The following is a 25225-nucleotide window of genomic DNA, read 5'->3' on the forward strand; positions in this document are numbered from 1 at the left end:
ATGATACTCACTGCATGCACCAACATACTGATAAGATTTAATGAAGCAGATCCGCTGGGAATAGTATGGCACGGGCATTATGTGCGTTATTTTGAAGATGGCCGGGAAGCCTTTGGGGAGCAATACGGCCTGCGTTACCTCGATATTTTTGAACAGGGATATACGGTGCCGGTAGTAAATATACAGTGCGACTACAAACGTTCCCTCCGTTATGGAGATAGGGTAGTGGTAGAAACCAGGTACATAGATGATATGGCAGCAAAGATCAGGTTCGAGTATATATTAACCAATCCGGCCACAGGGGAGGTAGTAGCGAAAGGGTCTTCTGTACAGGTGTTCCTCGACAAGGAAACATCTACGCTGCAACTGATCACGCCTCCCTTTTTCAGGGAATGGAAAAAAACGCATGGACTGGTATAATTAAGGGTAATGATACAACAGGTGTTTGTAGTAGCAGATAATATTGTAGGGCCGTTGGGCAGTACTACCCGGGAGAATTTTGACCGGGTAGTGAAAGGTCATAGCGGTATCAGTAAACAAGACAATACGGCTTATGCCCCTGCACCGTTCTACGGAGCTATAATGGCGCCTGGCTTGTTAGACAGCTATGTGGCGGAGTATAACATAGATGGTTATACGATATTTGAGAAATTGTTGGTAACATCCGTTCATCAGGCTTTGCAGCAAACCAATATATCGTTAACGGATAAGCGTACCGGCTTTATTATTTCCACCACCAAAGGAAATATTGAATTGTTGGAGCGGCAGCCGGCAGGGGAGCATCCTCCGTTGGAAAATATGCCCTTGTTTGCTACCGCTAATAAAGTTGCGCGGTATTTTAAGGCGGTGAATACGCCCATAGTGGTTAGCAGTGCCTGTATTTCCGGGTTGGTAGCTATTTTAACAGGAAAGCGCCTGATTGAATCGGGTCGTTATGATCATGTGGTAGTTGCTGGTGCAGATGTGCTTACCCGCTTTGTTTTGTCTGGTTTTCAGTCGTTTCAGGCTGTGAGTGCCCTTCCCTGTAAGCCGTTCGATGCTCACCGCACCGGGGTTACATTGGGAGAGGGCGCCGCTACTGTAGTGCTTAGCAGGTATCCGCAACAAGCTGATTTTATATTGGGCGCAGGGGCTATCAGCAACGATGCAAATCACATCTCTGGTCCTTCCCGCACAGGGCAGGAGCTGGCCGCCGCAATGCAGCTGGCTGTTGGCGGCAGCGGACTAACGCCTGCTGATATTGGATTTGTGTCTGCGCATGGTACTGCCACCCTGTATAACGATGAAATGGAAGCCAAAGCCCTTCACCATGCAGGATTAAACCATATCCCGGTGAACAGTCTGAAAGGCTATTACGGGCATACCCTAGGCGCTGCTGGTATTATAGAAGCTATTATCAGCATGCAGGCCATGAAAGCCGGTGTAGTGTTACCTACAAAAGGATATGATACGCCTGGTGTGAGCATGCCGGTTAATGTAGTGAATACACTGTTGCAACAACCTGTCAGCTATTTTCTGAAAACAGTGTCAGGATTTGGTGGATGTAATGCAGCCATGGTATTTGGGATGGCCAATAGCCATTAGGGGGGCTTAATATTAAAAGGATAAGAACTTATCATATTTAACCGGGCCGCTAACCTTTGGTTTTGGTTGCAGACTATCCATCGCAGTCAAAGCTAAAATACAGCAGCTAAAAAGAAGCATTCGTGTTTAATAAAGAAACAAAAACAGCACTTGAAGCAAAAGAAGCGGCATTGCGTCTGGCTTTTGCTCCTGTTGCCTTCCAGGCTACCAGGGCATTACGCGATATGGGTATTTTAACAGCCGTGAGCAATAGCCGGTCTGCAGGCATCACTATTGAAGAAATCATGGAGCAAACCAATTTATCGCGTTACGCTGTAAGGGTATTGCTGGAAGCAGGTTTAGGGATGGAGCTCGTGATCGTTAATGATAAGCGCTATACCCTCACCAAAACAGGCTACTTTATTTTACATGATCAGTTAACCCGTATTAATATGGACTTTTCCCAGGATATCTGCTATAAAGGCATGAACCACTTGCAGGAAAGCCTGCGGGAAGGAAAGCCAGCTGGTTTGCGTGAACTGGGGCCCTGGGATACCATCTATCCCGGTCTTTCCCTATTGCCTCCGGAAATAGGAAAAAGCTGGTTCGATTTCGACCATTACTACTCCGATCTCGCTACGCCTGCTGCGCTGGATATCGTCTTTGAAAATAAGCCTAAGCGTTTGCTGGACATCGGAGGCAACACCGGTAAATGGGCGCTGGCCTGTACCGCGAAAGATCCCGATGTGGAAGTCACCATTTTCGATTTACCCGGCCAGGCCGGATTGGCACAGCAAAAAATGAAAGCCGCAGGTGTGGAAAACCGCGTACATTTCCATATAGCTAATATTCTCCAGGAGGAAATACCTTTTCCTACCGGTTTTGATGCCATTTGGATGAGCCAGTTCCTGGACTGCTTTTCTGAAACAGAAATCGTGTCTATCCTGAAACGTTGCCGCGGAGCGCTCAACGAAGAGGGAACCATATATATACTGGAACCTTTCTGGAACCGCCAGCAATTCAAGTCTGCAGCTTTCTGCCTGCAACAGACCTCCCTGTATTTTACCGCTATGGCTAATGGTAACAGCCAGATGTATCATACAGATGATTTCTTTCAGTGTATCCATGATGCCGGATTAGTGGTTACAGAAGAGAATAATCAGATGGGCATTAACTATACATTGCTGAAATGTAAAAAGCAATAAGCGTTTAATACCTAATATTCAATTTCCTGAATCCCAAAAACATCTTTTATGAAAACTGAGCAAGTTGATGTATTGGTAATTGGAGCAGGTCCGGCCGGAACCGTGGCTGCTTCTATCATTCACCAGGCGGGGTACAACGTGAAAGTAGTGGAAAAACAACAGTTTCCCCGCTTTGTTATCGGTGAAAGTCTGTTACCACGTAGCATGGAAGCGCTGGAAGAAGCAGGGTTTATTGATGCCATCAAAACAAAAGGTTTTCAACAGAAATATGGCGCCAAGTTCGTGAAAGGCAATGCTACCTGCGATTTTACTTTCGAAGAGCAACATACGCCCGGTTGGACATGGACCTGGCAGGTAACCCGTGCAGACTTCGACAAAACGCTGGCAGATACTGTAGAAGCTATGGGGGTGCCGGTAGATTACGAAACCACGGTGACCGATATACGTTTTAACGGCTCAGATTCTGTTACTACCGTAGAAAACAAAAATGGGGAACAATCGCAGATTGCTGCCCGTTTTATTGTGGATGGCAGCGGTTATGGCCGGGTGATCCCCCGGTTGTTTAACCTGGAAAAAAACTCCAATCTGCAACCCCGCAAAGCATTGTTTGCGCATACGGTGGATGCACGCCGGTCTATGGCAGACGAACCTAACCGCATTACTGCGGTGGTGCATAAAAAAGGGGTATGGATATGGATTATTCCTTTTGCAACGGGAGTTACCTCTGTGGGTTTTGTAGGAGACCCGGAATTTTTTGAACAATATCCAGGTACCGACGAGGAAAAATATCGTGCTTTGTTGGAAGCAGAACCTTATACCCGGGAGCGTTTCCGTGATGTGGAACTGGTATTTGAACCCCGGGTGTTGCAGTCGTGGTCTGCTACTACTGATAAATTTTACGGGGAAGGATATGTACTCACCGGTAATGTAACAGAATTTTTGGACCCGATCTTCTCATCCGGCGTAACTTTGGCCTGCGTTTCTGCCCAAACGGCTGCAAAGCTGGTGATCCAGAAACTGAAAGGAGAAGAGGTGGATTGGGAAAAGTCTTATATGGAGCCAACTATACAAGGTGTGAATACTTTCCGCTCTTATGTTATGGCCTGGTATGAAGGCACGCTTGATACTATTTTCTTTAAGAAAGACGCCGATCCTCAGATCAAAGGGCAGATCTGTTCTGTACTGGCGGGGTATGTGTGGGATATGAGCAATCCGTTTGTGAAAAATCATGATACCGCATTAAAACGCCTGGCCAGGACCATTGAATTAACTGAAAAAATAAAAAGCAGCTCAAAGATTGAATAGCGAGTCGGCATATATTACGCGCAGTTGCATTATCCGCCATAACCAGGTATATCTAAACGGGGCCTTGTTGTGGGAAACGGCGCCAAAGTTAGCATTACAGGAGTTCCTGCGGGCTGGATATGATCATTTTTCCGGTCAGTATCCGAAATTTCATAAGATGGATGCCCTTAGTAAACTGGGGTGGCTGGCAGCTGAAATGCTGCTGAAAAATACAGACATTGCTTCCCTGCCACCAGAACAGGTGGGGATAGTGTTATCGAACTGTAGCGGCAGCCTGGATACCGACTTACGTTACTTCGCCACCATAAAGGATTTCGCCAGTCCTGCCCTATTTGTATATACCCTGCCCAATATTGTGATGGGGGAAATATCGATCCGGCATGGTTTTAAAGGGGAGAATATATTTTTGGTATCTGATAAATTTGATACTGATCTGATGAGCGCTTATCCGGCGCAATTATTGGCTACCACTCCTTTGCAGGCTTGTATCTGTGGTTGGGTAGAGGTAATGGAACAGGATTATGAGGTGATATTGTTCCTCCTAGAAAATAAAGCAGGACAAGACGCCTGGCCATTAACAGCGGAAGCAATGGAACAGGCAGTAGCCGCTAGCCATAAATAGCCGCTAATTGCTAAAAGCTATAACAACTTATTATTTAATTTAATTTATACTACAGTGGAAAAGTTGATGTCGGATTTGAAAGCGCAGATTATTGAACAACTGAATTTGCAGGAATTAACTCCGGAAAGCATCGGCCACGATCAGCCTTTGTTTTTGAAAGAAGGATTGGGACTGGATTCTATTGATGCACTGGAATTGATAGTATTGATGCAGCAATATTACAGTATTCGCATTACCAATCCAGAGGAAGGACCTAAAATCTTTCATTCCGTACGTACCATGGCGGAATATATTTCTGCCCATCAAACTGTAAAAGCATGAGTGAAAAGGTGTGGATAGCAGGTGGCGGGGTGATCTGCGGAATAGGCTTGAATTTGCAAGAATGTTTGCAATCGTTTAAGGATATGCGCCCCGGTATGGGCGCTATGCAGTATCTGTCTTCTGTTCATCGTAATACCTTTCCGGTGGCAGAAGTAAAGGCCGATAATGATACCCTGGCCGATATAGCGCGTATGCCGGAACATATTAGCAGAACAGCTTTGCTAAGTTTGATTGCCGCCCGTGAAGCATGGCAGTCTAGCGGCCTGGATGATATTTCCAATTACCGGGTGGGATTTGTTTCCGGTAACACCGTTGGGGGTATGGATAAAACGGAGGATTTCTTTGAATCGTTTCTGAAAGATCCACGTGGAGGCCGTTTGCGTGAGGTAGTACACCACGAATGTGGTAGTATTACGGAGTTGGTAGCAGATATGCTGGGCATCCGGCATCATGTATCTACTATCAGCACCGCTTGTTCTTCAGGCGCTAATGCTTTGATGTATGGCGCCCGGCTGATCCGCAACAATATAGTAGATGTGGTGATTGCCGGAGGTACAGATGCCCTGACCCGTTTTACACTGAATGGTTTTAATACCCTGATGATATTGGATCAGCAGCCTTGCCGTCCTTTCGACGATACCCGTACCGGGCTTAACCTGGGTGAAGGCGCTGGTTATGTAATATTGGTATCTGATAGCCTGGCTGCCCGGTTGCAGCCCTGGTGCCGTTTCAGTGGTTTTGCCAATGCTAATGACGCTCATCATCAAACGGCTTCTTCACCAGATGGTACAGGTAATTACCTGGCGATGAAAGGAGCCTTGGATATGAGTGGTTTACAACCACAACAAATTGGTTATATCAATTTACATGGTACAGGCACGCAGAATAACGATCTGTCGGAAGGAATCGCCATTAATCGGCTGTTTGCTCCGTATTTTCCACCCATGAGCTCCACCAAATCATTTACGGGCCATACCCTGGGCGCCAGTGGCGGTATAGAAGCGGTATTTTCTGCTTTCGCGCTGAAAGAGGGCATCCTGTATCCGAATGCCCGTTTTGAGCATCAGATGAAAGAATTGCCTTTTGCACCGGTTACACAGTTTTCTACAGGGCATGAGTTGCAACATGTGATGTCGAATTCATTCGGTTTTGGTGGAAATTGTTCCAGTTTGGTTTTTTCGGTGGCCAGCCATTAAATTAAAAAGTATGTTGACAGTTTACATAAATGGTACCGGATGTATTTCCCCGCAAGAAACTGCACAGGGAGGCGCTTTGTTATCGCCGCTCCGTGAATATGAGCAGGTACGCCTGGCTACCATAGAACCCGATTATAAGCAGTGGATCGATATCAAACAGATCCGCCGGATGAGCCGGGTAGTGAAAATGGGAGTAGGCGCAGCCCGTTTGAGCCTGGAAGCAGCCGGTATTGCACAACCAGATGCAATTATTACTGGCACGGCCTATGGTTGCCTGGAAGACACTGGGATATTTTTAACCAAAATGGTGAATCAGCAGGAAGAAATGTTGACGCCTACCGCGTTTATACAAAGTACGCATAACACCGTAGCCGGCCAAATAGCCTTGCTCCTGGGTTGCCATGGTTATAACAATACTTTTGTACACAGGGGATTTTCTTTTGAAAATGCCCTGCTGGACGCCATCATGATCCTGAAAGAAGGTACTGCTCAGCATATACTCACTGGCGGACTGGATGAAATCACCAATGATAGTCATCAGATCCTGTCGCGTTTTGGTATCTATAAAAAAGCACCCGTAAAAACTATGGAGCTGCTCAAGAGCCCCGACGCTGGCACCATTGCCGGAGAAGGGGCAGCATTTTTTACCCTGGGCGTTAGCAAAACGCCTGGCACCGTGGCAGCACTCAGTGGCGTAAGCACGTTATATAAGCCGCTTTGGGAAGGGGAAGTGATCGGGCATATCATGAAATTTCTGGAAGATAATAACTGTACCCCCGCCGATATAGACCTATTGGTAACCGGCAGGAACGGCGATATAGATCAAGACGAAATATACGAGGAAATAGTTGACGCCTTGTTCCCGGAACATCCGGAAGCCAGCTTTAAACATCTTTGTGGCGAATATCCCACTGCTGCTGCATTTGGTGTATGGTTGGCTAATGCCATCATTGCAGGGCAAAAAGTACCGGAACCGGTGGTGTTTTATGGAAAGGCGCCGGAAAAAATCAATAAAATTTTATTGTATAATCATCATCAAGGAACACATCATTCCCTGATATTATTAACCGCATGCTAAACAGCAGAGTTGTAAATACCATTGCCATTATTTGTTTGCTGGGACTGTTGTTCTCGCATAAGGTGCTGGCATATGATATCCCATTCTGGTGCTATGTACTGCCGGTACTGTTTTACCTGCCGTTCACTATTCATGGGGCCATCCGTATTGAGGCCGGGTATTTCATGAACACCTGGTGTGAGGTGGATACTTCAGAGAAAGTAGTGGCATTAACTTTCGATGATGGCCCCCTACCGGAATATACGCCGTTGGTGCTGGATATCCTGCAGCAGGAAAATGTGCCTGCTGCGTTTTTTTGTATCGGCAAAAATATTGCCGGTAATGAGATTTTATTGAAACGCATATATGAAGAAGGGCATGTAATCGGTAATCATACTTATTCGCATCATTTCTGGTTTGATATGAAGTTATCGGGAAAAATGCTGGCAGATATGGAAGAAATGGATGCGCTTACCGTAAACGCTACGGGATTAACCCCGCGATTATTTCGCCCGCCTTATGGTGTTACCAATCCTAACCTGGCCAGAGCGGTAAAAGCAGGCAATTATCTGCCAATTGGCTGGAATATCCGTTCGCTCGATACCATTGCAAAAGACGAAAAGCAACTACTGCATCGTATTACAAGCCAGCTAAAGCCTGGCGCTATTATTTTGCTGCACGATACCTGTAAGATCACTGCTAATATATTGCCTCAACTGATCGGTACGATCCGCGAAAAAGGATATAGGATCGAAAGAATTGATAAAATGTTAAACGTGCGTGCATATGTGTAAATGGATATTCGTATTAATTTGTAGTATAGTAAGTCTGCAAACAAATGCCCAAACAAATTTTAAGCCAGTAACAGACCTGGCGCCCCTCAGGCAGCAGTTTGCGAAGGCGGCACAGAATACGCAGAGTATACAATGCGATTTTGTACAAGAAAAGAACCTAAGTATGCTGTCTGATAAGATTGTATCTAAAGGTAAGTTCTGGTTTAAGAAAGACAGCAAGGTGAGAATGGAATACCAGCAGCCTTCTTATTACCTGTTGGTCATCAATGGAAAAGATATCCGTATTAAAGATGCCCAGAAGGAAAACAAAGTGTCTGGAAAAAGTAATAAATTATTTGAACAGATCAATAAAATTACGGTCGATTGTGTGCGGGGAACTGTACTGGATAACACCGATTTTACCACCAAGGCCACCGAAAATGCCCAATATTACCGTTTAGAGATGGAGCCGGTGAATAAAGTGATGAAAGAGTATTTCAAAACGATTGTGCTCCTGGTAGATAAGCAAGATTATTCTGTGGCGAAAATCATTATGGCAGAATTATCCGGTGATGATACAACGATCAGCTTTTTACATAAACAACTGAATTCAAATATCCCGGATGAGGTATTTTCTGTTAAGTAGCCTGTTGATGATAGCCGTTAGTTGTTGCTCTGTATATAAAGGCTTAAAACCTGCCAAGGGGAGTGTGGATTGTATCGGGCAATTCAGTCCCCGTTTCAATGCTACGCTGTACAGTACGCAAGTGGATATACTAAAGCACCACCTGAGCGGGCTCCTTTTCTTTAAACAGATGCCGGATAGCAGTACCCGGGTGGTATTTGCCAATGAAATGGGTTTTAAGTTCTTTGATTTTGAATTTGACCGGAACGGAAATTTTACCAAGCATTATCTGCTGGCAAAAATGGATAAAAAAGCAGTGGTGAAAACATTACAGCAAGATTTTGCTTTAGTGTTGCTTCATCCTGACCTGCGGCAGGCGTATGTAGCTGCGGATAACCGTTACCGTTATACAGTTGTGCCAACGGAAAAAGGTAATAACTATTTCATTACGGATACCGCCTGTACGCAGTTGATACGAATAGAAAAATCGTCGCGCCGCAAACCGGCAGTTACCGTATGGATGCAGCATTACAATAATGGTGTGCCAGACAGTATCCTTATCCGTCACGAACATTTCAAATTCAATATTTCATTACAAAGAACCGAAAAGGGGAAGCTGGAGCAATAAAAATATCAATATCAAACAAATTATAAACCACATTCAAAAGATCTTATTAATCACATTATATTATATGTTAGCAGGTAATTTATATACAGTCACCACACAATCACAAGAACCAGGACAGGCGGCAGTCACCATTCAGTTGAATGCCGGACACCCGATTTTTCAGGGGCATTTTCCTGAACAACCAGTAGTGCCGGGGGTATGTATGATGCAAACGATTACCGAAGTGCTGGAAGGTGCTATCGCAAAAAAGGTAGTGCTGAAGAAGGCCAGCCAGATGAAATTCCTGAATATGATAGATCCGGTAAAGCAACCGCTGGTAGATGTAACGGTTACCTATAAACAGGAAGAAGCTGGCTGGAAGGTAAATGCGGTACTAAAGCGTGAGGATAAAACATTTATGAAGTTTCAGGGTATTTTTATTTAAGTGGCTAGTCAACTTACCTATAACGAACAGTTTGAGCGACACCGTGTAGCGGTGTTGATTCCTACGTACAATAATGCCGGCACTTTGGGAACGGTATTGTCGGATGCACTTGCCTACACAGATCATGTGATCGTAGTAAATGATGGCGCTACCGACGAAACGCTTGCCGTGTTGGAGCAATTTCCTGCGCTACAGCTAGTTTCGTATAGTCCTAACCGTGGTAAGGGAATTGCATTGCGCCGCGGCTTTGCTTATGCGCTCGAACAAGGGTACGACTATGTGATCACCATGGATGCCGACGGACAGCATTTTGCTTCCGACCTGCCTGTTATGCTCCAACAGGTGAGTGAGCAGCCAGGCTCGCTTATCATTGGCGCCCGCAACCTGCACCAGGAAAACATGCCTGGTAAAAATACCTTCGCTAATAAATTTTCTAATTTCTGGTTTTATGTGAATACTGGTCTGAAAGGTCCTGATACCCAATCGGGTTACCGCTTGTACCCCTTGTACCTGATGCGCAAAATGCGTTTTCTCTGCTCAAAGTATGAATTTGAGATAGAAGTAATTGTGCGCAGTGCCTGGAAAGGGATCAAGGTAGACTGGACTCCGGTAAAGGTATATTATCCGCCTGCTGCGGAGCGGGTGTCTCACTTCCGCCCCGGCAGGGATTTTACCCGTATCAGTATACTCAATACCGTGTTGGTATTGATTACGTTGTTATATATAAAACCCCGCGACATCCTCCTTTTTCTATTGAAAAGAGAGAACTGGAAAAGGATGTGGAAGGAAGAAGTACTGCGGGCAGATGAATCTAATTTTATGAAGGCCGCTTCCATGGGCATGGGCGTGTTTATGGGAATTGTTCCTATCTGGGGCTTTCAGTTGCTGGTGTCTGTATTGCTCGCCATTAAATTAAAGCTCAACAAAGCTTTGGTGCTGTTGTCGGCGCATATCAGTACGCCGCCACTTACGCCTTTTATTGTTATTGCCAGTTGTCTTACCGGCCGTATCTGGATGGGGCAACATGCCAGGGATTTCTTCTTTTCCGACGGTTTGAACTGGACAACGGTAAAGGATAACCTGTTACAGTACATATTGGGCAGTATAACGTTGGCCGTTTTAGCCGGTACAACGGTATGGTTGGTGAGCTGGGGTATATTGTCAATTTTCAGAAAACAGCAGAAAAATGGGTAATCTTTTTGTTGCCGTATATAACTTTTTTGAGCGGCATAAAGTGGCGCTATGGTGCTGTACTATCGTTAGTTTCCTATTGGCAGGATATTTCGCTGCACAGATAAGACTGGAAGAAGACATTACCCGGATTTTACCGCAGGATAAAAAACTGGATAAGCTGCAACAGGTATTCCAGGATTCCCGGTTTGCAGATAAACTCATTGTTACCATCTCTCAAAAAGATACTACAGCAGTAGCACTACCTGATAGTCTTACTGCATATGCAGCGGCACTTTCCTCCCAGGCAGGTGCCCAGCTGGCGCCCTATATCCGGCAATTGCAATCCCAGGCAGATGATGGCATGATCATGGGGCTGATGCAAGTGATACAACAACATTTGCCTGTTTTCCTGGAGGAAAGGGACTACCGTCAGATAGATAGTTTACTGACTGCTTCGCAACTGCAACAGTCTTTGCAGTACGATTATAATACCCTTATTTCTCCCGCTGGCCTGGTACTGAAAAAAATGATACAAGCCGATCCCGTAGGCATTTCCTGGATAGGGATAAAGAAATTGCAGCACCTGCAATACGATGAGCAGTTTGAGCTTTACGATAATTATGTGATCACCCGTGATCATAAGCATATACTTCTTTTTATAACGCCGGCCAATCCGCCCGGTGCCACTAAACTGAATACACGATTCCTGAAGGGGTTAGACAGAATAAAAGATAGCCTGGACCAGCGCTACCCGGGTATCAACGCATCTTACTTTGGCGGCACTGCTGTTTCGGTTGGAAATGCCACACAATTGCGGCAGGATACTTTTTTAACACAAGGCATTACGGTAGTGCTGTTGATAGTATTGATCGCTTTGTTTTTTCGCAGGAAAAGAGCGCCGGTATTGGTAATGTTGCCGGTGGTATTTGGTGCGCTGTTTTCACTGGCATGGATATACGTAATAAAAGGGCAGATTGCTGTGATGGCTTTGGGAGCCGGGGCAGTTGTATTAGGCATTGCGGTGAACTATTCGTTGCATGTGTTTAACCACTACCGTCACTCGCCCGATATCCGGGAAGTAATCCGGGATCTCGCTATGCCGATGACATTGGGAAGCTTCACTACCATTGGCGGTTTTCTCTGCCTGCAGTGGGTACATTCCCCCATGCTTCATGATGTAGGCCTGTTTGCCGCCTTGAGTCTGGTGGGCGCCGCCTTATTTTCCCTGATCTTTTTACCGCATTGGATCGTAAGCCGTCAACCGGCCCAGGTGGAAGCAACATCCCATGATAACTGGTTAGATAAATTGTCGGCCTATAAGCCTGAACAAAATAAGTATTTGGTAGGCGCTATCTTCCTGTTCACTATCCTATTTCTTTATACCGCCCGCAACGTATCTTTTGAAAGTGACATGATGCGCATGAATTTCATGACGCCCGAGCTTAAAGCGGCAGAAACACAATTGAATGCGGTTAACGCTTATATAGCACAGTCGGTATACGTAGTTTCCGATGGGAAGAACCTGGAAACGGCCTTGCAACAGGAAGAACAGCTGATGCCGGTGATCCGGGAGTTACAGGAAAAAGGTATCGTAAAAAAGTATGCTGGCGTACAGGCGTTACTGTTATCTAATAACGAGCAGCGGGCAAGAATTGCCCGTTGGCAGCAATACTGGACAACAGATAAAAAGCAGCAATTATTACAATACCTGCGTACAGAAGGACCGAAACTAGGTTTCAGCCTTGCTGCTTTTAATCCTTTCGATAGCCTGTTGAATAAACAATTCCAGCCCCTGGGGCCGGAAGACCTGAATATATTACGCAACGGTAATTTGGGAGATTTTATCATACAAAAAACTCATCAAACCTCACTTGTTACCCTGTTAAAAGTAGATCCTGCCCATAAGCAGGTGGTATACGCAGCATTGGAAAATATTCCCAATACCACTGTGTTGGATAAACAGTACGCGGCTAACCGGCTGGTGGAAGTGATCCGGGACGAATTTAACAGTATTGCCTGGATGACCTCCTTGCTGGTGTTTTTTGCCTTGTTACTATCATACGGCCGTATTGAACTGGCGTTAATCACGTTTATTCCAATGGCCCTGAGCTGGGTATGGATATTGGGCATCATGGGCCTGTTCGGCATTAAGTTTAATATAGTGAATATCATTCTCTCTACTTTTATTTTTGGTTTGGGAGATGACTATAGCATTTTTATGATGGATGGACTGCTACAGGAATATAAAACCGGGAAGAAAACCCTTTCTTCTTTTAAGTCATCTATTTTTCTGTCGGCCATTACTACTATTTTAGGATTAGGCGTGCTGATTTTTGCCAAACATCCTTCCCTCCGGTCTATTGCTTTAATCTCAATTATAGGTATTGGCACGGTGGTATTGATTGCTCAGGTAATGATTCCGTTCCTGTTCCGTTGGCTCATTACCAATAGGGCGCGTAAGGGGTTTGCACCCTGGACAATGAAAGGCTGGGTACTGTCTGTATTTTCGTTTGCCTACTTTACATCAGGTTGTTTTATTATGACCGCCCTGGGTGTATTATTCATCCGTCTTAATCCCTTCAATAAAGAAAAAGGCAAATTATTATACCATCGTATCCTTTCCGCATATACGCGGAGTGTGTTGTACATCATGCGCAATGTGAAGAAGCGCATCGTTAACCCAAACAATGAGCAGTTGGAAAAACCAGCGGTGATTATCAGCAATCATCAGTCTTTTCTGGATATCCTGGTATCAACGATGTTGCATCCCAAGGTAATACTGTTAACCAACCAGTGGGTGTGGCGTTCGCCAGTGTTTGGCGCGGTGGTACGTTTGGCAGATTATTACCCGGTAGCAGACGGTGCAGAAGGCGCCATTGAGAAGTTGCACCAACGTGTAAAAGAAGGGTATTCTATTGTAGTATATCCGGAAGGCACCCGTTCTCCCGATCCTGTTATCAAGCGTTTCCATAAAGGTGCTTTTTATATTGCTGAACAGCTGGAGCTGGATATATTACCGCTGGTGATTCACGGTACAGCCTATACGATGAGTAAAGGGGATTTCCTGTTGAAAGATGGTACAGTAACCGTGAAATATTTGCCCCGTATACGTTTGGACGATAACAGCTGGGGTGACAACTATTCGGTAAGAACCAAGTCTATTGGCCGGTACTTCAGGGGAGAGTATGAACTACTCCGTAAATCCACTGAAACTACAGCTTATTTTAGAGAACAGCTGAAATACAACTTTATCTATAAAGGGCCGTTATTGGAATGGTATATGCGCGTTAAAACCAGATTGGAAAACAATTACGGCTTATTTCATGAATTATTGCCCAAAGAAGGCCGGATACTTGATATCGGCTGCGGGTATGGATTTATGGATTATATGTTGGCATGGGCTGCACCGGGAAGAGAGATTACTGGTATTGATTATGACGAAGAGAAAATAGAAGTCGCTGCCAATGGTTATAATAAACCGGATACGCTGCAATTTATTCATGGGGATATAGCAGCTATGCCTTTCGAAGAGTACGATGCTTTTATTTTAAGCGATGTGTTGCATTACTTGTTTCCCGAAGAGCAGGAAACATTGTTACAACAATGTATAGCGCGGCTTTCTCCACAAGGTGTTATCATTGTGCGTGATGGTGATAGCGACCGGGTGACAAGGCATGGGGGAACGAAGTTTACAGAATTTATGTCTACTAAGGTAATTGGATTTAATAAAACGAAGGCTAAACAACTGTCGTTTTTCTCCGCTACGCAGGTGCGTAATCTGGTCAACAAATATGGTGCGGTAGCAGAGGAAATAGATAATACCCGCTACACGTCTAATGTAATATTTGTGATAAAAAAACTACCCCAAAAAAATTATGCTCAACTATGATGTGATTATAATTGGCAGTGGCCTAGGTGGCCTGGTATGCGGCGCTATCCTCAGTCAGAATGGGTACCGTGTATGTATATACGAAAAAAACCGGCAAGTAGGCGGTTGCCTGCAAACTTATTCCCGCGATAAGGTAATTTTTGATTCAGGCGTGCATTACATTGGTGGCCTGGCGCCGGGAGAGAACCTATATAAGGTATTCAAGTATTTAGGTATTTATGATGAGCTCCGTCTGAAACGGATGGACATAGAAGGATTTGATCATGTTAACTTTGCCGGAGATCCCAAAGTATACCGGTTGGCACAAGGAGAAGAAAATTTTGTTCGTACACTGTTGGAAGATTTTCCCGAAGAAGAAGCTGCTTTACGCGCTTATTGCAGCAAGATTACAGAAGTATGCAATAAGTTTCCATTGTACAACTTACGTACAGGCGCCTATGAAGAAAAAAAACAAGTATTGCATCTCAATACGGCCGATTATTTGAGCAGCATTACTAACAATAAAAAACTGCAACAGGTACTGGCGGGTAATAATTTGTTATATGCAGGCGTGGCCGATAAAACACCTTTTTACGTACATGCGTTGGTGGTAAACAGCTATATGAAGAGCGCCTGGAAATGTGTGGATGGCGGCTCCCGTATTGGTAAGCTCTTGTGCCGGCGGATAAGGGAAAATGGCGGTGAGATCATCCGTAATATGGCGGTAACAGCTATACAGGGCCAGGGTGATCAGGTAAACCACCTCGTATTGCAGGATGGCAGTAAGGTACAAGCTACCCATTATATCTCTAACCTTCATCCGGCGCAAACCATTGCCATTACGCATAGCGATATGCTGCGGGGCGCCTACCGCAACAGGGTGCAGGGCCTGCAAAATTCCACCGGCGCTTTTGTGCTGAATGTGGTACTAAAACCAGGTACATTTAAGTACCTTAATCATAACTACTACTATCATGCTTCTTCCAATGCTTGGGCGGGCGTTGAGTACAAGGAAGAGGAATGGCCGCAAACTTATGCCATGTATGTGGCTGCCAGCTCTAGCCATGAAACTTATGCCGACAGCCTGTCGGTGATGACTTACATGCGTTATGAGGAGTTACAGCCCTGGCAGCATACATTTAATACAGAACGGCAGCCAGGCTACCGGGGAGCAGACTATGAAGCCTTTAAGACGAAAAAGGCTGAATTGTTGATCAGGCAGGTTGAGCAACAGTTTCCCGGGTTTCGCGATTGTATACAATCTTACTACGTGGCTACGCCCTTATCGTACCGCGATTATATCGGTACCAGCGATGGTAGTATGTATGGCATCCTGAAAGATAGTACAGACCCATTGCGGACCATGGTATCGGCCCGTACCAAATTATCCAATTTGTATCTTACCGGTCAAAACCTGAACTTGCATGGAATTTTGGGCGTTACTATCAGTAGCGTGATCACCTCAGCAGAACTGTTGGGCATGGATTTCCTGGTAGATGCCATTAATCAGTCAATACCAACTTGAAATTGAAAAAGAAAAAACGAAGCGGCTGGCGAAAACTGGGACGCATACTTTTATATATCATCGGCTTTTTTATATTGCTCTTTGCCGGATTAGCCACCTATCTGGTGAGCGTTAGTAAAATGCCGCCGCCGGTAATAGCAGACCAACGTGCGCTACAACTGCAACGTGTGCAGTTAGACAGTACTTGTTATACCCTGGGCAACAATTGGTTCCGAAAAAGCAACACCGGACTGTATGAAATGTATGTGGAAGGAGCGCCCTTTGAAAGGGGGGTTATTAACGGTAAATTATCCGGTGAACTGATACGGCGACAGGAGGATATATTTGTGGCACAGTTTAGTAAAATGGTGCCTTCTACTGCTTACCTGCATTTTCTAAAATATTTCATCGGTTGGTTTAACCGTAACCTGAGTCATCATGTACCGGAAGAATTCAAAGAAGAGATCTACGGAGAATCTTTCTCTGCTTCTCCTAACTACGATTACATTGGTACCAACTATGCCCGCCTGATGAACTACCATGCGGCGCACGACATAGGACATGCCCTGCAAGGCATGATGCTGGTAGGTTGTACTTCTTTTGGCACCTGGAATGATCAGTCGGCCGACAGTAATCTCATTATTGGCCGTAACTTCGATTTTTATATGGGCGATGCCTTTGCGGAAGATAAAATGGTAGTATTTTACCGTCCGGATAAGGGGCATAACTTTATGTTTGTTACCTGGGGCGGGTTTACCGGCGTTGTGTCTGGGATGAACGATAAAGGATTAACCGTTACCATTAATGCTGCTAAAACCAATGTGCCTACAGGAGCTGCCACTCCTGTATCATTGGTAGCCCGTGAAATACTGCAATATGCTGCTAATATTGCTGAAGCCTGGCAGATTGCACAGAAAAGGAAAATGTTTGTATCTGAGTCTTTTCTAATTGGTTCTGCCGCAGATAATAAAGCCGTGGTCATAGAAAAGACACCGGAGGGCATGGACATGTACAGCCCGGACAAAAATTTTATTACCTGTACCAATCATTTCCAGGGCGATTCACTGGGTAGCCTGGTGTCTAATCAACTGCAGATAAAAGAGAGCGCTTCTAGTTACCGTTATCAACGTCTTACAGAGTTGATGCAGCAAAATGGCCCCAATACAGTAGAGAAAACGGTGAACATACTACGGGACCGCAGCGGCTTGCATAATGCCAATATAGGTATGGGCAACGAAAAGGCGATCAATCAGTTGATCGCGCATCATGCTATTATATTTGAACCTAAGAAAGGTTTGGTATGGGTGTCTACCGCGCCCTGGCAGTTGGGACAGTTTGTGGCTTACGACCTCAACAAGGTATTCAGTATGCATGGTCTTACTGCTGATCATGAAATATATGACAGTGCCCGGAATATTCCGGCCGACAGTTTCCTGCTGTCAAAAGATTACCTTGCCTTTAATACTTACCGTCATCTCAAGGATCAACTGAAAGATGGGCAACAAGTGGATATCAGCGCACTAATTGCTGCTAATCCGGCTTATTATCACACCTATGTATTGGCAGGTGATTACGAATGGAAACAAAAAGATTATGCAACCGCCAAACAGTATTACGAAACAGCATTAACTAAAGAGATAGCCACCAAAGGAGAAGAAATACATATCCGCAAGCAATTGCAACGCTGTAACGAAGCATTGAAAAATAAACATTGATTATTAAAGTGAACTGCCATGAGCATCCTGGGAATTGGTACCGATATTGTTGACGTATCCCGCGTGGCGGCCAAACTGGCCAAGGGAGATAGTTTTCGTAACCTGGTATTCACGCCGTTTGAAATCAGTTATTGCGAAAAGCAGGGAGTGCCCGCAGAAAGTTATGCCGCCCGCTTTGCTGCTAAAGAGGCATTCCTGAAAGCAATGGGTACCGGTTGGGGGAATGGTGGCGTAAACTTCGATGAGATAGAGGTGCGTAATGATGTTGCAGGAAAACCAGTCATTTCTTTGATTGGTAAAGGGGCAGATAAGTATACGGCATTGGGCATTAAAAAAATATGGGTTTCTTTGTCCCACGAAAGAACCGCTGCTATTGCAATGGTGGTTATTGAAGGATAAAATTTTTTGAGAATGTATATACCAGATATTGAACTACAGTCTAAGGCTGCCATCAGGGCTTACCAAGAAAAAGAAGTACTGCGCCTGCTAGGTTATCTGCGTGAGTTTTCGCCATTTTATAGAGCATGGTTTAAAAAACATGGCATTGCCGCCGATAAGGTTCAGTCGCTGGAAGCATTTTCATTGATCCCTCCGGTTAGTAAGGAAGATCTGCAAGAACATAACTGGGAATTTCTTTGTGTGGATAAAAGTAAGATAGCAGAATACACAACTACCTCCGGTACTCTCGGCCGACCTGTTATTATTGCACTTACAGAGAAAGACCTGCAACGGTTAGGTTACAACGAATATATTTCTTTCTGTTGTGCTGATGGTACTGATAGTGACGTTTATCAATTGATGCTTACTCTCGATCGTCAGTTTATGGCCGGTATGGCATATTACAACGGTATCCGTAAACTGGGCGCCGGTGTACTCCGCGTAGGGCCAGGCGTACCCAGCATGCAATGGGAAAATATACAACGCATTCAACCCACTACCATTGTAGGTGTTCCTTCTTTTATCGTGAAACTGATCGCTTACGCAAAGGAGCATCATATTGATATCAATAGCACTACCGTTAAAAAAGCTATTTGTATAGGAGAAAATATCCGTAATACCGATTTTTCTTTGAATGTGTTAGGCAAGAAAATCACGGAGCAATGGAACATACAATTGTATTCTACTTATGCTTCAACCGAAATGCAAACGGCTTTTACGGAGTGTAAAGCTGGTAATGGTGGCCACCATCATCCAGAGTTGCTTTATGTAGAACTGCTGGATGATAACAACCAGCCGGTAGCGCCAGGAGAAGAAGGAGAAGTAACCATTACCACGCTCGGCGTGGAAGGTATGCCCCTACTGCGGTATAAAACCGGGGATATATGCCAATACCATTATACTGAATGCAGTTGTGGCAGGCATACGCTGCGTTTATCGCCGGTGATAGGCCGCAAAAAACAAATGATCAAGTATAAAGGTACTACCCTCTATCCACCGGCATTATTTGATCTGCTGAATGAGATGGAAGATGTAAAAGAGTTTGTGGTAGAAGTATATTCCAACGAGTTAGGCACAGATGAAATATTACTGCATCTCTGGCCACGCGAAGAATCAGAGGAATTAGACCGGAAGATTAAATCTTATTTACAGGCAAAGCTACGTGTGATTCCTCAGGTGCGTTATTGCAGTCAGCCAGATATTATGCGTATGCAGTTTCCGGAAAATAGCCGTAAGCCGGTAAAGTTTGTAGACAACAGGGGCTGCTTAAAATACAATTAATGCCGTTGTTTCCGGATTATCCAGTTTGGTACTTTTCCGTACGCCGTTTACCATCACATGTATCATATTGGTTTGTGTTGGATGCCGCTCATATAACAAGTCATTTTTTACCTGTACTTTCCTGGGAGCAGCTACTTTTTCGGCTTCCAGGAAGCTCCACACAGCGTCTTCTTCTATCTTATAGCCGATGAAATGCAGAGGGGTATTTTTGCCATCCAGTGTAATTGTTAAGTGTTTTGACAGGTAATCTGCAAGGAAATCCTCCACCTGCCGGCGATTGGCGGGATGGGTGAGGTCGATGTTGGTTTTATAAGCTGTTTTTAGGGTACTTTCCAGGTCATCCGTAAAAATGCGGCAGCTTACCTGTAGCTCTTTTTGGGTAGCATTATGGGAGATCTCTGTTACGCTGACATAAAAAGGATGCAGGGCTGTCAGCCACAAAGTCATCCACCATTTACATAATAATAAACCCACTGGACTAAATTTTTTTAAAAAATTAACTTTAAGATGTTATAATTACCCAAAATTATAGAAAAGTAGGGCAATGGATGCGTTGTATTTTCAGTTGGGGTGGCAGCATATTATTAATTGGGATGCTTATGACCATATTTTGTTTGTGATAGCGTTGAGCGCAATTTACCTGTTGCGCGACTGGAGGAAGGTACTGATTCTGGTTACTGCTTTTACAATTGGCCATTCTATTACCCTGGCATTAAGCGTATTACATATTATTCGTATACCTGCTGCCCTTGTGGAATTCCTAATACCTGTCACCATCTGTATCACTGCTGTTTCCAACATATTGCAAAGGGGAGAGGAGCCGCAAAACCTGCAATTGAATTATTGCTATGCCCTGTTTTTCGGATTAATACATGGATTGGGGTTTTCCAATTACCTCAAAAGTTTGCTAGGGAACGAAGTGAGTATCGTAAAGCCGCTTTTAGGGTTTAATTTGGGATTGGAATTTGGGCAGATCATCATTGTAATGAGTATATTACTTATATCATCCCTGATCGTGAAAATAGGGCATTTAAAACGCCGCGATTGGACCATGTTCCTGTCGTCGGCCACATTTGGGGTAGCTTTTTTAATGGTTATACAAGGCGTGAGAGCGCTGTTTTGATTTCTGTATGTTTACACAGCCAACAACAACATCCGGAAGTCCCAAAATCTTTTATACAGTTTATGAGAAAACAACTTTACCTCACCGGGGTATTGTTTTGCAGCCTGTTATCGTTGCAGGCGCAAAATAATCCCGGTTCTAACCATGGTAACCGCTTTGAGCAACTAGGTACCATGCTGCAGTCTCCCAATATGTACCGCTCTGCTTCCGGCGCCCCCGGACCTAAATATTGGCAGCAGCGGGCCGACTACGATATTGAAGCGCAGCTAGATGATGCCAAACAACAACTGAACGGTACTGAAACCATTACTTATTTCAACAACTCTCCAGACCCGCTTACTTATCTCTGGTTGCAACTGGATGAGAATGAGCACGATGCCAACAGCGATAATCAGCGCTTTAATGAAAGCAAAATGTCGGATAAAATGACGATGGCTGCGCTGAATAGCATACTGCCTACTCATCAGGACCTGGGTGTAAAAATTGTGAAACTCACCGACGCGGATGGTAAAGCATTGTCTTATACCATCAACCAAACCATGATGCGGATAGACTTGCCTAAACCGTTAATGCCGGGTGAAAAATTCCGTTTTAAAGTAAACTGGTGGTACCATCTCTCTGATCGTATGACAGTGGGAGGCCGTGGTGGTTATGAATATTTCCCGGAAGATAAAAATTACCTGTATACCATTACCCAATGGTACCCAAGACTGGCTGTATACGCTGATTTCCAGGGCTGGCAGAATAAGCAGTTCACCGGCCGTGGAGAATTTGCCCTCGCTTTTGGCAATTACAAAGTGCGCATGACCGTGCCGGCAGACCATGTGGTAGGCGCTACCGGCGAATGCCAGAACTATAAAGAAGTGCTGTCTCCTGCCCAGTTGCAACGATGGCAACAGGCACAGTCCAACAAAGAACCTGTAGAAGTGGTAACCCTGGATGAAGCGAAGAAAGCGATGCAAGGCCATGCCAGCAATACTAAAACCTGGGTGTATGAAGCACAGAACGTTCGGGATTTTGCCTGGGTATCTTCCCGCCGTTTGGTATGGGACGCCCTGGCCACACAGGTAGAGGGCAACAAGGTAATGGCGATGTCTTACTACGGCCCAGAAGCTTACCCGCTTTACCGCCGTTATTCCTCTAAGGTAGTAGCGCATACGCTGCAGTCGTATTCCCATCATACGATACCTTATCCCTACCCGGTGGCTATTTCCGTAGAAGCGGCTAACGGGATGGAATATCCGATGATCTGCTTTAACTATGGCCGCGCAGATAAAGACGGCACTTATTCAGAAGCTACCAAAAATGGCATGATCGGCGTTATTACACATGAGGTTGGCCACAACTTCTTTCCCATGATCGTTAATTCCGACGAAAGACAATGGACATGGATGGATGAAGGGTTGAATACTTTCTGCCAGTTTATGGCAGAGCAGGAATGGGACAGCAACTTCCCTTCTTCCCGGGGTCCTGCCCATAAGATTGTGGATTATATGAAGATGCCGAAAGACCAATTGGAGCCTGTTATGACTAATTCGGAAAATATTGTACAGTTTGGCCCCAATGCATATGCTAAACCGGCTACGGCACTTAATATTCTTCGTGAAACCGTGATGGGCCGCGAGCTGTTCGACTTCGCTTTCCGTGAATATGCGCGCCGTTGGGCTTTTAAACACCCAACACCAGCCGACTTCTTCCGCACGATGGAAGATGCTTCCGCTGTAGACCTGGATTGGTTCTGGCGCGGATGGTTCTTTGGCACAGAGCCGGTAGACATTTCCCTGGACAGTGTAAAATGGTACCGCATGGATGGTAAAGATCCGAATGAAACCGCTAAGGCAGCAAGGGCCGCCTACGAAAAAAATCTCGACCAGGTGGCGCGGCAAAAGAATAAAGCGGCAGGTATCAAATATGCCGTAGACCAGGATACCAGCCTGCAGGACTTCTACAGCAAATGGAACCGCTTTGGTGTGAGCCAGGAAGATAAGGCGGCATATGAGCAATTATATAGCGGCCTTACACCAGCTGAAAAAGCTTTGTACGACAGTAAGAAGAATTTCTACGAAGTTACTTTTTCCAATAAGGGCGGGCTGGTAATGCCACTGATCATTGAATGGACATTTACCGACGGTACTAAGGAAACCGACCGTATTTCCGCTTATATCTGGAGAAAGAATGAAAACCAGGTGACTAAGGTATTTGCTAAAGATAAGCAAGTAGCCTCCATTAAGCTAGACCCATTGCGTGAAACTGCCGATATTGACGAAGCCAATAATAGTTGGCCCCGTGAGGCGGCGCCTTCGCGGTTTGAGCTATTCAAAGCGGCAGCCACAGTACGTGGTGCTTCTACAGGTGATAATCCCATGAAGAAAGCAAATACAAAATAAGTCAGCTATTTTTATATTTTGTGGCGGCTATTACCGGTGGTAGTAGCCGCCTTTTCTTTTTAAAGCTTACTGTTATGAAATTGCTTGCACGTCTTTTATTATTGATTTGCCTGGTACAAACCGCTCAGGCAGCGGAAGTGGATACGGTAAGTATCCCTAGCAGCAAAATGCATCGCAGCTACAAGTGCGTGGTTATTAAGCCCTCTTCTTATAAAAACGGTACCCAGCGCTTCCCGGTGGTATATATGCTACACGGGTACAGCGGCGATTACGCCAACTGGGTAAAGAGCGTGCCGGCAGTGAAGGAGCTGGCAGATAACTACCAGATGATCCTGGTATGCCCGGATGGCGCTTTCTCCAGTTGGTATTTCGATAGCCCGGTAGATAGCGCGATGCGTTTTGAAACGTATGTGGCAACAGAAATCCCCGCCTACATTGATCAGCACTATTCTACTTTGCCAATGCCCAGGTATCGCGCTATTACCGGTTTGAGTATGGGCGGCCATGGTGCCTTGTTCCTCGCAATGCGCCATCCGGATGTATTCAGCGCTGCCGGTAGTATGAGTGGTGGCGTGGATATACGCCCTTTTCCTAAAAACTGGGATATCATAAAACGTCTTGGCGAACCAGGAGAAAACGGTGCTAACTGGACCAGTTATACGGTGATAGGTCAGGTAGGTAAGCTCAAGCCGGGCACCTTAGCGCTTACCATCGATTGCGGGGTAAAAGACTTTTTTATAGATGTAAACCGGGCATTGCACCAGCAATTGCTGCTGGCGGGTATTGATCACGATTATACAGAACGTCCGGGGGAGCATAACTGGAAATATTGGGGAAATTCCATTAAATACCAGCTATTGTTTTTTCATGAGTATTTTAAATAGCGCAATTTGTTGAAGCATTGTAGCGGTCGCAGATGGCATTAAAGGCGGTACAGTCATCATTTTACATGATGAGGCTGCTTTTTAAAATAAATTAATAACTTATTACATGATGATAAAGTTGTTATGCTTCTTTGAGTCTTAATTCGTTTTTATATTCCTTGGGTGTTTTTCCTACAATTTCTTTGAAGAAGCGGTTGAAGTTGGAGAGGTTCTTAAAACCGCAGGAGTATGCAATTTCAGCGATTGACCAATCTTCTTCGGTAAGCCGTTTGCAGGCATGCCCAATACGTACTTCGTTCAGGAATTGTACGAACGATTTTTTAGTGCGATTCTTAAAGAAGCGGCAGAACGATTGGGGGGAGAGATTGGTGATGCTGGCCACATCCTGTAAGGAAATTTCTTTGGAGAAATTATTCATTACATATTTAAATACTTCATCAATCTTGTGGTTGTCCTTTACATTATAGGCGTGGGAGTAGCCGGTGCTGGCCAGGTAATAGCAATCCCTTGTTTCGGATAAGGTTTTCAGGATATGCAGTAAGGAAATGATACGGTCTAGCCCCTCTTTTCTGGGTAAGGCCAATATTTCAGACTTTAATTGTTCGTGGGTGTCGCCGGTAATTTTCATGCCCCGTTGCGCTCTGTGGAAAAGATCGCTCAGGGCTTTGGTTTCCGGCAGGCCGTAAAATTTTTCTCCGAAAATATCTTTTGGAAAATAGATTACCACAGAACGGGCTTTCAGATTTTCATCTCCTTTGTAAAATTCCTTATCATTATACCACACGTGTGGTATATGGGGGCCGAGAAACACCATATCACCCTCTTCAAAGCTTTCAATGCTATCCCCCACAATTCTCTTTCCGTGACTTTCCGTAACATATACCAGTTCGCATTCCGGGTGAAAGTGGAATGGTGTGTTGAAGTATGGGTCACTTCTCTCAATCATGGTGACCTGGTTATCGGCAAAAGCCCCCACTTTAATAAGGATGGGTTTCATTCATGTATTAATTTAAACAACTATATTACTGTGATTGTCCTATACTTTATTACCATTGCCCTTTAACCCCTCTGGGTTACCCCTATGTCGGCAGGTGCGTCGTATTATGTTTGTCCTATGATTGTCGCCAAATTAT

At 44.9% G+C, this 25225-nt stretch carries 23 protein-coding genes; 21 read left to right on the forward strand and 2 right to left on the reverse strand.

Annotated elements, in window-relative coordinates; genetic code table 11:
* The 18 genes from ACDQ55_RS08015 (at position 1) to ACDQ55_RS08100 (ending at position 19698) form a co-directional block, all read left to right on the forward strand.
* Positions 1-420: an acyl-CoA thioesterase gene (locus ACDQ55_RS08015; protein ID WP_420980839.1), complete on the forward strand. Its 420-nt coding sequence runs from the start codon at positions 1-3 to the stop codon at positions 418-420.
* Positions 421-429: 9 nt separating this feature from the next.
* The gene (locus ACDQ55_RS08020) at positions 430-1584 is read left to right on the forward strand and encodes a beta-ketoacyl synthase N-terminal-like domain-containing protein (protein ID WP_420980841.1); all 1155 of its coding nucleotides are present in this window, start codon (positions 430-432) and stop codon (positions 1582-1584) included.
* 122 nt (positions 1585-1706) lie between these two features.
* The gene (locus tag ACDQ55_RS08025) at positions 1707-2768 is read left to right on the forward strand and encodes an SAM-dependent methyltransferase (RefSeq protein WP_420980843.1); all 1062 of its coding nucleotides are present in this window, start codon (positions 1707-1709) and stop codon (positions 2766-2768) included.
* A 48-nt stretch (positions 2769-2816) separates the two neighbouring features.
* Positions 2817-4073, forward strand: coding sequence for an NAD(P)/FAD-dependent oxidoreductase (locus tag ACDQ55_RS08030; protein ID WP_420980845.1), 1257 nt, complete (start codon positions 2817-2819; stop codon positions 4071-4073).
* Positions 4066-4695, forward strand: a complete 630-nt coding sequence (locus ACDQ55_RS08035; protein ID WP_420980846.1) for a beta-ketoacyl synthase N-terminal-like domain-containing protein — start codon at positions 4066-4068, stop codon at positions 4693-4695. The genes ACDQ55_RS08030 and ACDQ55_RS08035 overlap by 8 nt, the downstream gene beginning before the upstream one ends.
* Before the next feature lie 54 nt (positions 4696-4749).
* A complete protein-coding gene (locus ACDQ55_RS08040; protein ID WP_420980848.1) occupies positions 4750-5016 on the forward strand; it encodes a phosphopantetheine-binding protein in 267 nt (88 codons plus the stop codon).
* Positions 5013-6212, forward strand: coding sequence for a beta-ketoacyl-[acyl-carrier-protein] synthase family protein (locus tag ACDQ55_RS08045; RefSeq protein ID WP_420980850.1), 1200 nt, complete (start codon positions 5013-5015; stop codon positions 6210-6212). The genes ACDQ55_RS08040 and ACDQ55_RS08045 overlap by 4 nt, the downstream gene beginning before the upstream one ends.
* Before the next feature lie 10 nt (positions 6213-6222).
* Entirely contained in the window at positions 6223-7290 is a 1068-nt protein-coding gene (locus ACDQ55_RS08050; protein ID WP_420980852.1) for a beta-ketoacyl synthase N-terminal-like domain-containing protein, read from the forward strand.
* Complete coding sequence (locus ACDQ55_RS08055) at positions 7284-8063, forward strand: polysaccharide deacetylase family protein (protein WP_420980853.1); 780 nt, start codon at positions 7284-7286, stop codon at positions 8061-8063. Before ACDQ55_RS08050 ends, ACDQ55_RS08055 begins: the two co-directional genes overlap by 7 nt.
* The gene (locus ACDQ55_RS08060) at positions 8056-8688 is read left to right on the forward strand and encodes an outer membrane lipoprotein carrier protein LolA (RefSeq protein WP_420980854.1); all 633 of its coding nucleotides are present in this window, start codon (positions 8056-8058) and stop codon (positions 8686-8688) included. The genes ACDQ55_RS08055 and ACDQ55_RS08060 overlap by 8 nt, the downstream gene beginning before the upstream one ends.
* Complete coding sequence (locus ACDQ55_RS08065) at positions 8666-9295, forward strand: hypothetical protein (protein ID WP_420980855.1); 630 nt, start codon at positions 8666-8668, stop codon at positions 9293-9295. Before ACDQ55_RS08060 ends, ACDQ55_RS08065 begins: the two co-directional genes overlap by 23 nt.
* Positions 9296-9359: 64 nt before the next feature.
* Positions 9360-9719 (forward strand): 3-hydroxyacyl-ACP dehydratase, encoded by a 360-nt coding sequence (locus ACDQ55_RS08070; protein ID WP_420980856.1) that lies wholly within the window; start codon positions 9360-9362, stop codon positions 9717-9719.
* Positions 9720-10913, forward strand: coding sequence for a DUF2062 domain-containing protein (locus ACDQ55_RS08075; protein WP_420980857.1), 1194 nt, complete (start codon positions 9720-9722; stop codon positions 10911-10913).
* Entirely contained in the window at positions 10906-14781 is a 3876-nt protein-coding gene (locus ACDQ55_RS08080; RefSeq protein WP_420980858.1) for a 1-acyl-sn-glycerol-3-phosphate acyltransferase, read from the forward strand. The genes ACDQ55_RS08075 and ACDQ55_RS08080 overlap by 8 nt, the downstream gene beginning before the upstream one ends.
* Positions 14768-16285, forward strand: coding sequence for a phytoene desaturase family protein (locus tag ACDQ55_RS08085; protein WP_420980859.1), 1518 nt, complete (start codon positions 14768-14770; stop codon positions 16283-16285). The genes ACDQ55_RS08080 and ACDQ55_RS08085 overlap by 14 nt, the downstream gene beginning before the upstream one ends.
* 2 nt (positions 16286-16287) lie before the next feature.
* Positions 16288-17979, forward strand: coding sequence for a C45 family autoproteolytic acyltransferase/hydolase (locus ACDQ55_RS08090; RefSeq protein ID WP_420980860.1), 1692 nt, complete (start codon positions 16288-16290; stop codon positions 17977-17979).
* An 18-nt stretch (positions 17980-17997) separates the two neighbouring features.
* Positions 17998-18378 (forward strand): holo-ACP synthase, encoded by a 381-nt coding sequence (gene acpS, locus ACDQ55_RS08095; protein WP_420980861.1) that lies wholly within the window; start codon positions 17998-18000, stop codon positions 18376-18378.
* A gap of 12 nt (positions 18379-18390) precedes the next feature.
* Positions 18391-19698, forward strand: coding sequence for a phenylacetate--CoA ligase family protein (locus tag ACDQ55_RS08100; RefSeq protein ID WP_420980862.1), 1308 nt, complete (start codon positions 18391-18393; stop codon positions 19696-19698).
* On the opposite strand, the gene ACDQ55_RS08105 is transcribed toward ACDQ55_RS08100, so the two are convergent.
* Entirely contained in the window at positions 19684-20172 is a 489-nt protein-coding gene (locus ACDQ55_RS08105; RefSeq protein ID WP_420980863.1) for a DUF6702 family protein, read from the reverse strand. The genes ACDQ55_RS08100 and ACDQ55_RS08105 overlap by 15 nt on opposite strands.
* A 70-nt stretch (positions 20173-20242) precedes the next feature.
* Between ACDQ55_RS08105 and ACDQ55_RS08110 the strand changes: the two genes are divergently transcribed.
* The 3 genes from ACDQ55_RS08110 to ACDQ55_RS08120 all read left to right on the forward strand — a co-directional run bounded on the left by ACDQ55_RS08110 (position 20243) and on the right by ACDQ55_RS08120 (position 24092).
* Positions 20243-20821, forward strand: coding sequence for a HupE/UreJ family protein (locus ACDQ55_RS08110; protein WP_420980864.1), 579 nt, complete (start codon positions 20243-20245; stop codon positions 20819-20821).
* A gap of 62 nt (positions 20822-20883) precedes the next feature.
* On the forward strand, positions 20884-23208 hold the full coding sequence (locus tag ACDQ55_RS08115; protein WP_420980865.1) for a M1 family metallopeptidase: 2325 nt from the start codon (positions 20884-20886) through the stop codon (positions 23206-23208).
* A 74-nt stretch (positions 23209-23282) separates the two neighbouring features.
* Complete coding sequence (locus tag ACDQ55_RS08120) at positions 23283-24092, forward strand: alpha/beta hydrolase (RefSeq protein ID WP_420980866.1); 810 nt, start codon at positions 23283-23285, stop codon at positions 24090-24092.
* A 121-nt stretch (positions 24093-24213) separates the two neighbouring features.
* On the opposite strand, the gene ACDQ55_RS08125 is transcribed toward ACDQ55_RS08120, so the two are convergent.
* Positions 24214-25089, reverse strand: coding sequence for an AraC family transcriptional regulator (locus tag ACDQ55_RS08125; protein WP_420980867.1), 876 nt, complete (start codon positions 25087-25089; stop codon positions 24214-24216).
* Between the last annotated feature and the right edge of the window lie 136 nt (positions 25090-25225).

This window comes from Chitinophaga sp. 30R24 (assembly GCF_049056765.1).
Classification (GTDB): Bacteria; Bacteroidota; Bacteroidia; order Chitinophagales; family Chitinophagaceae; genus Chitinophaga.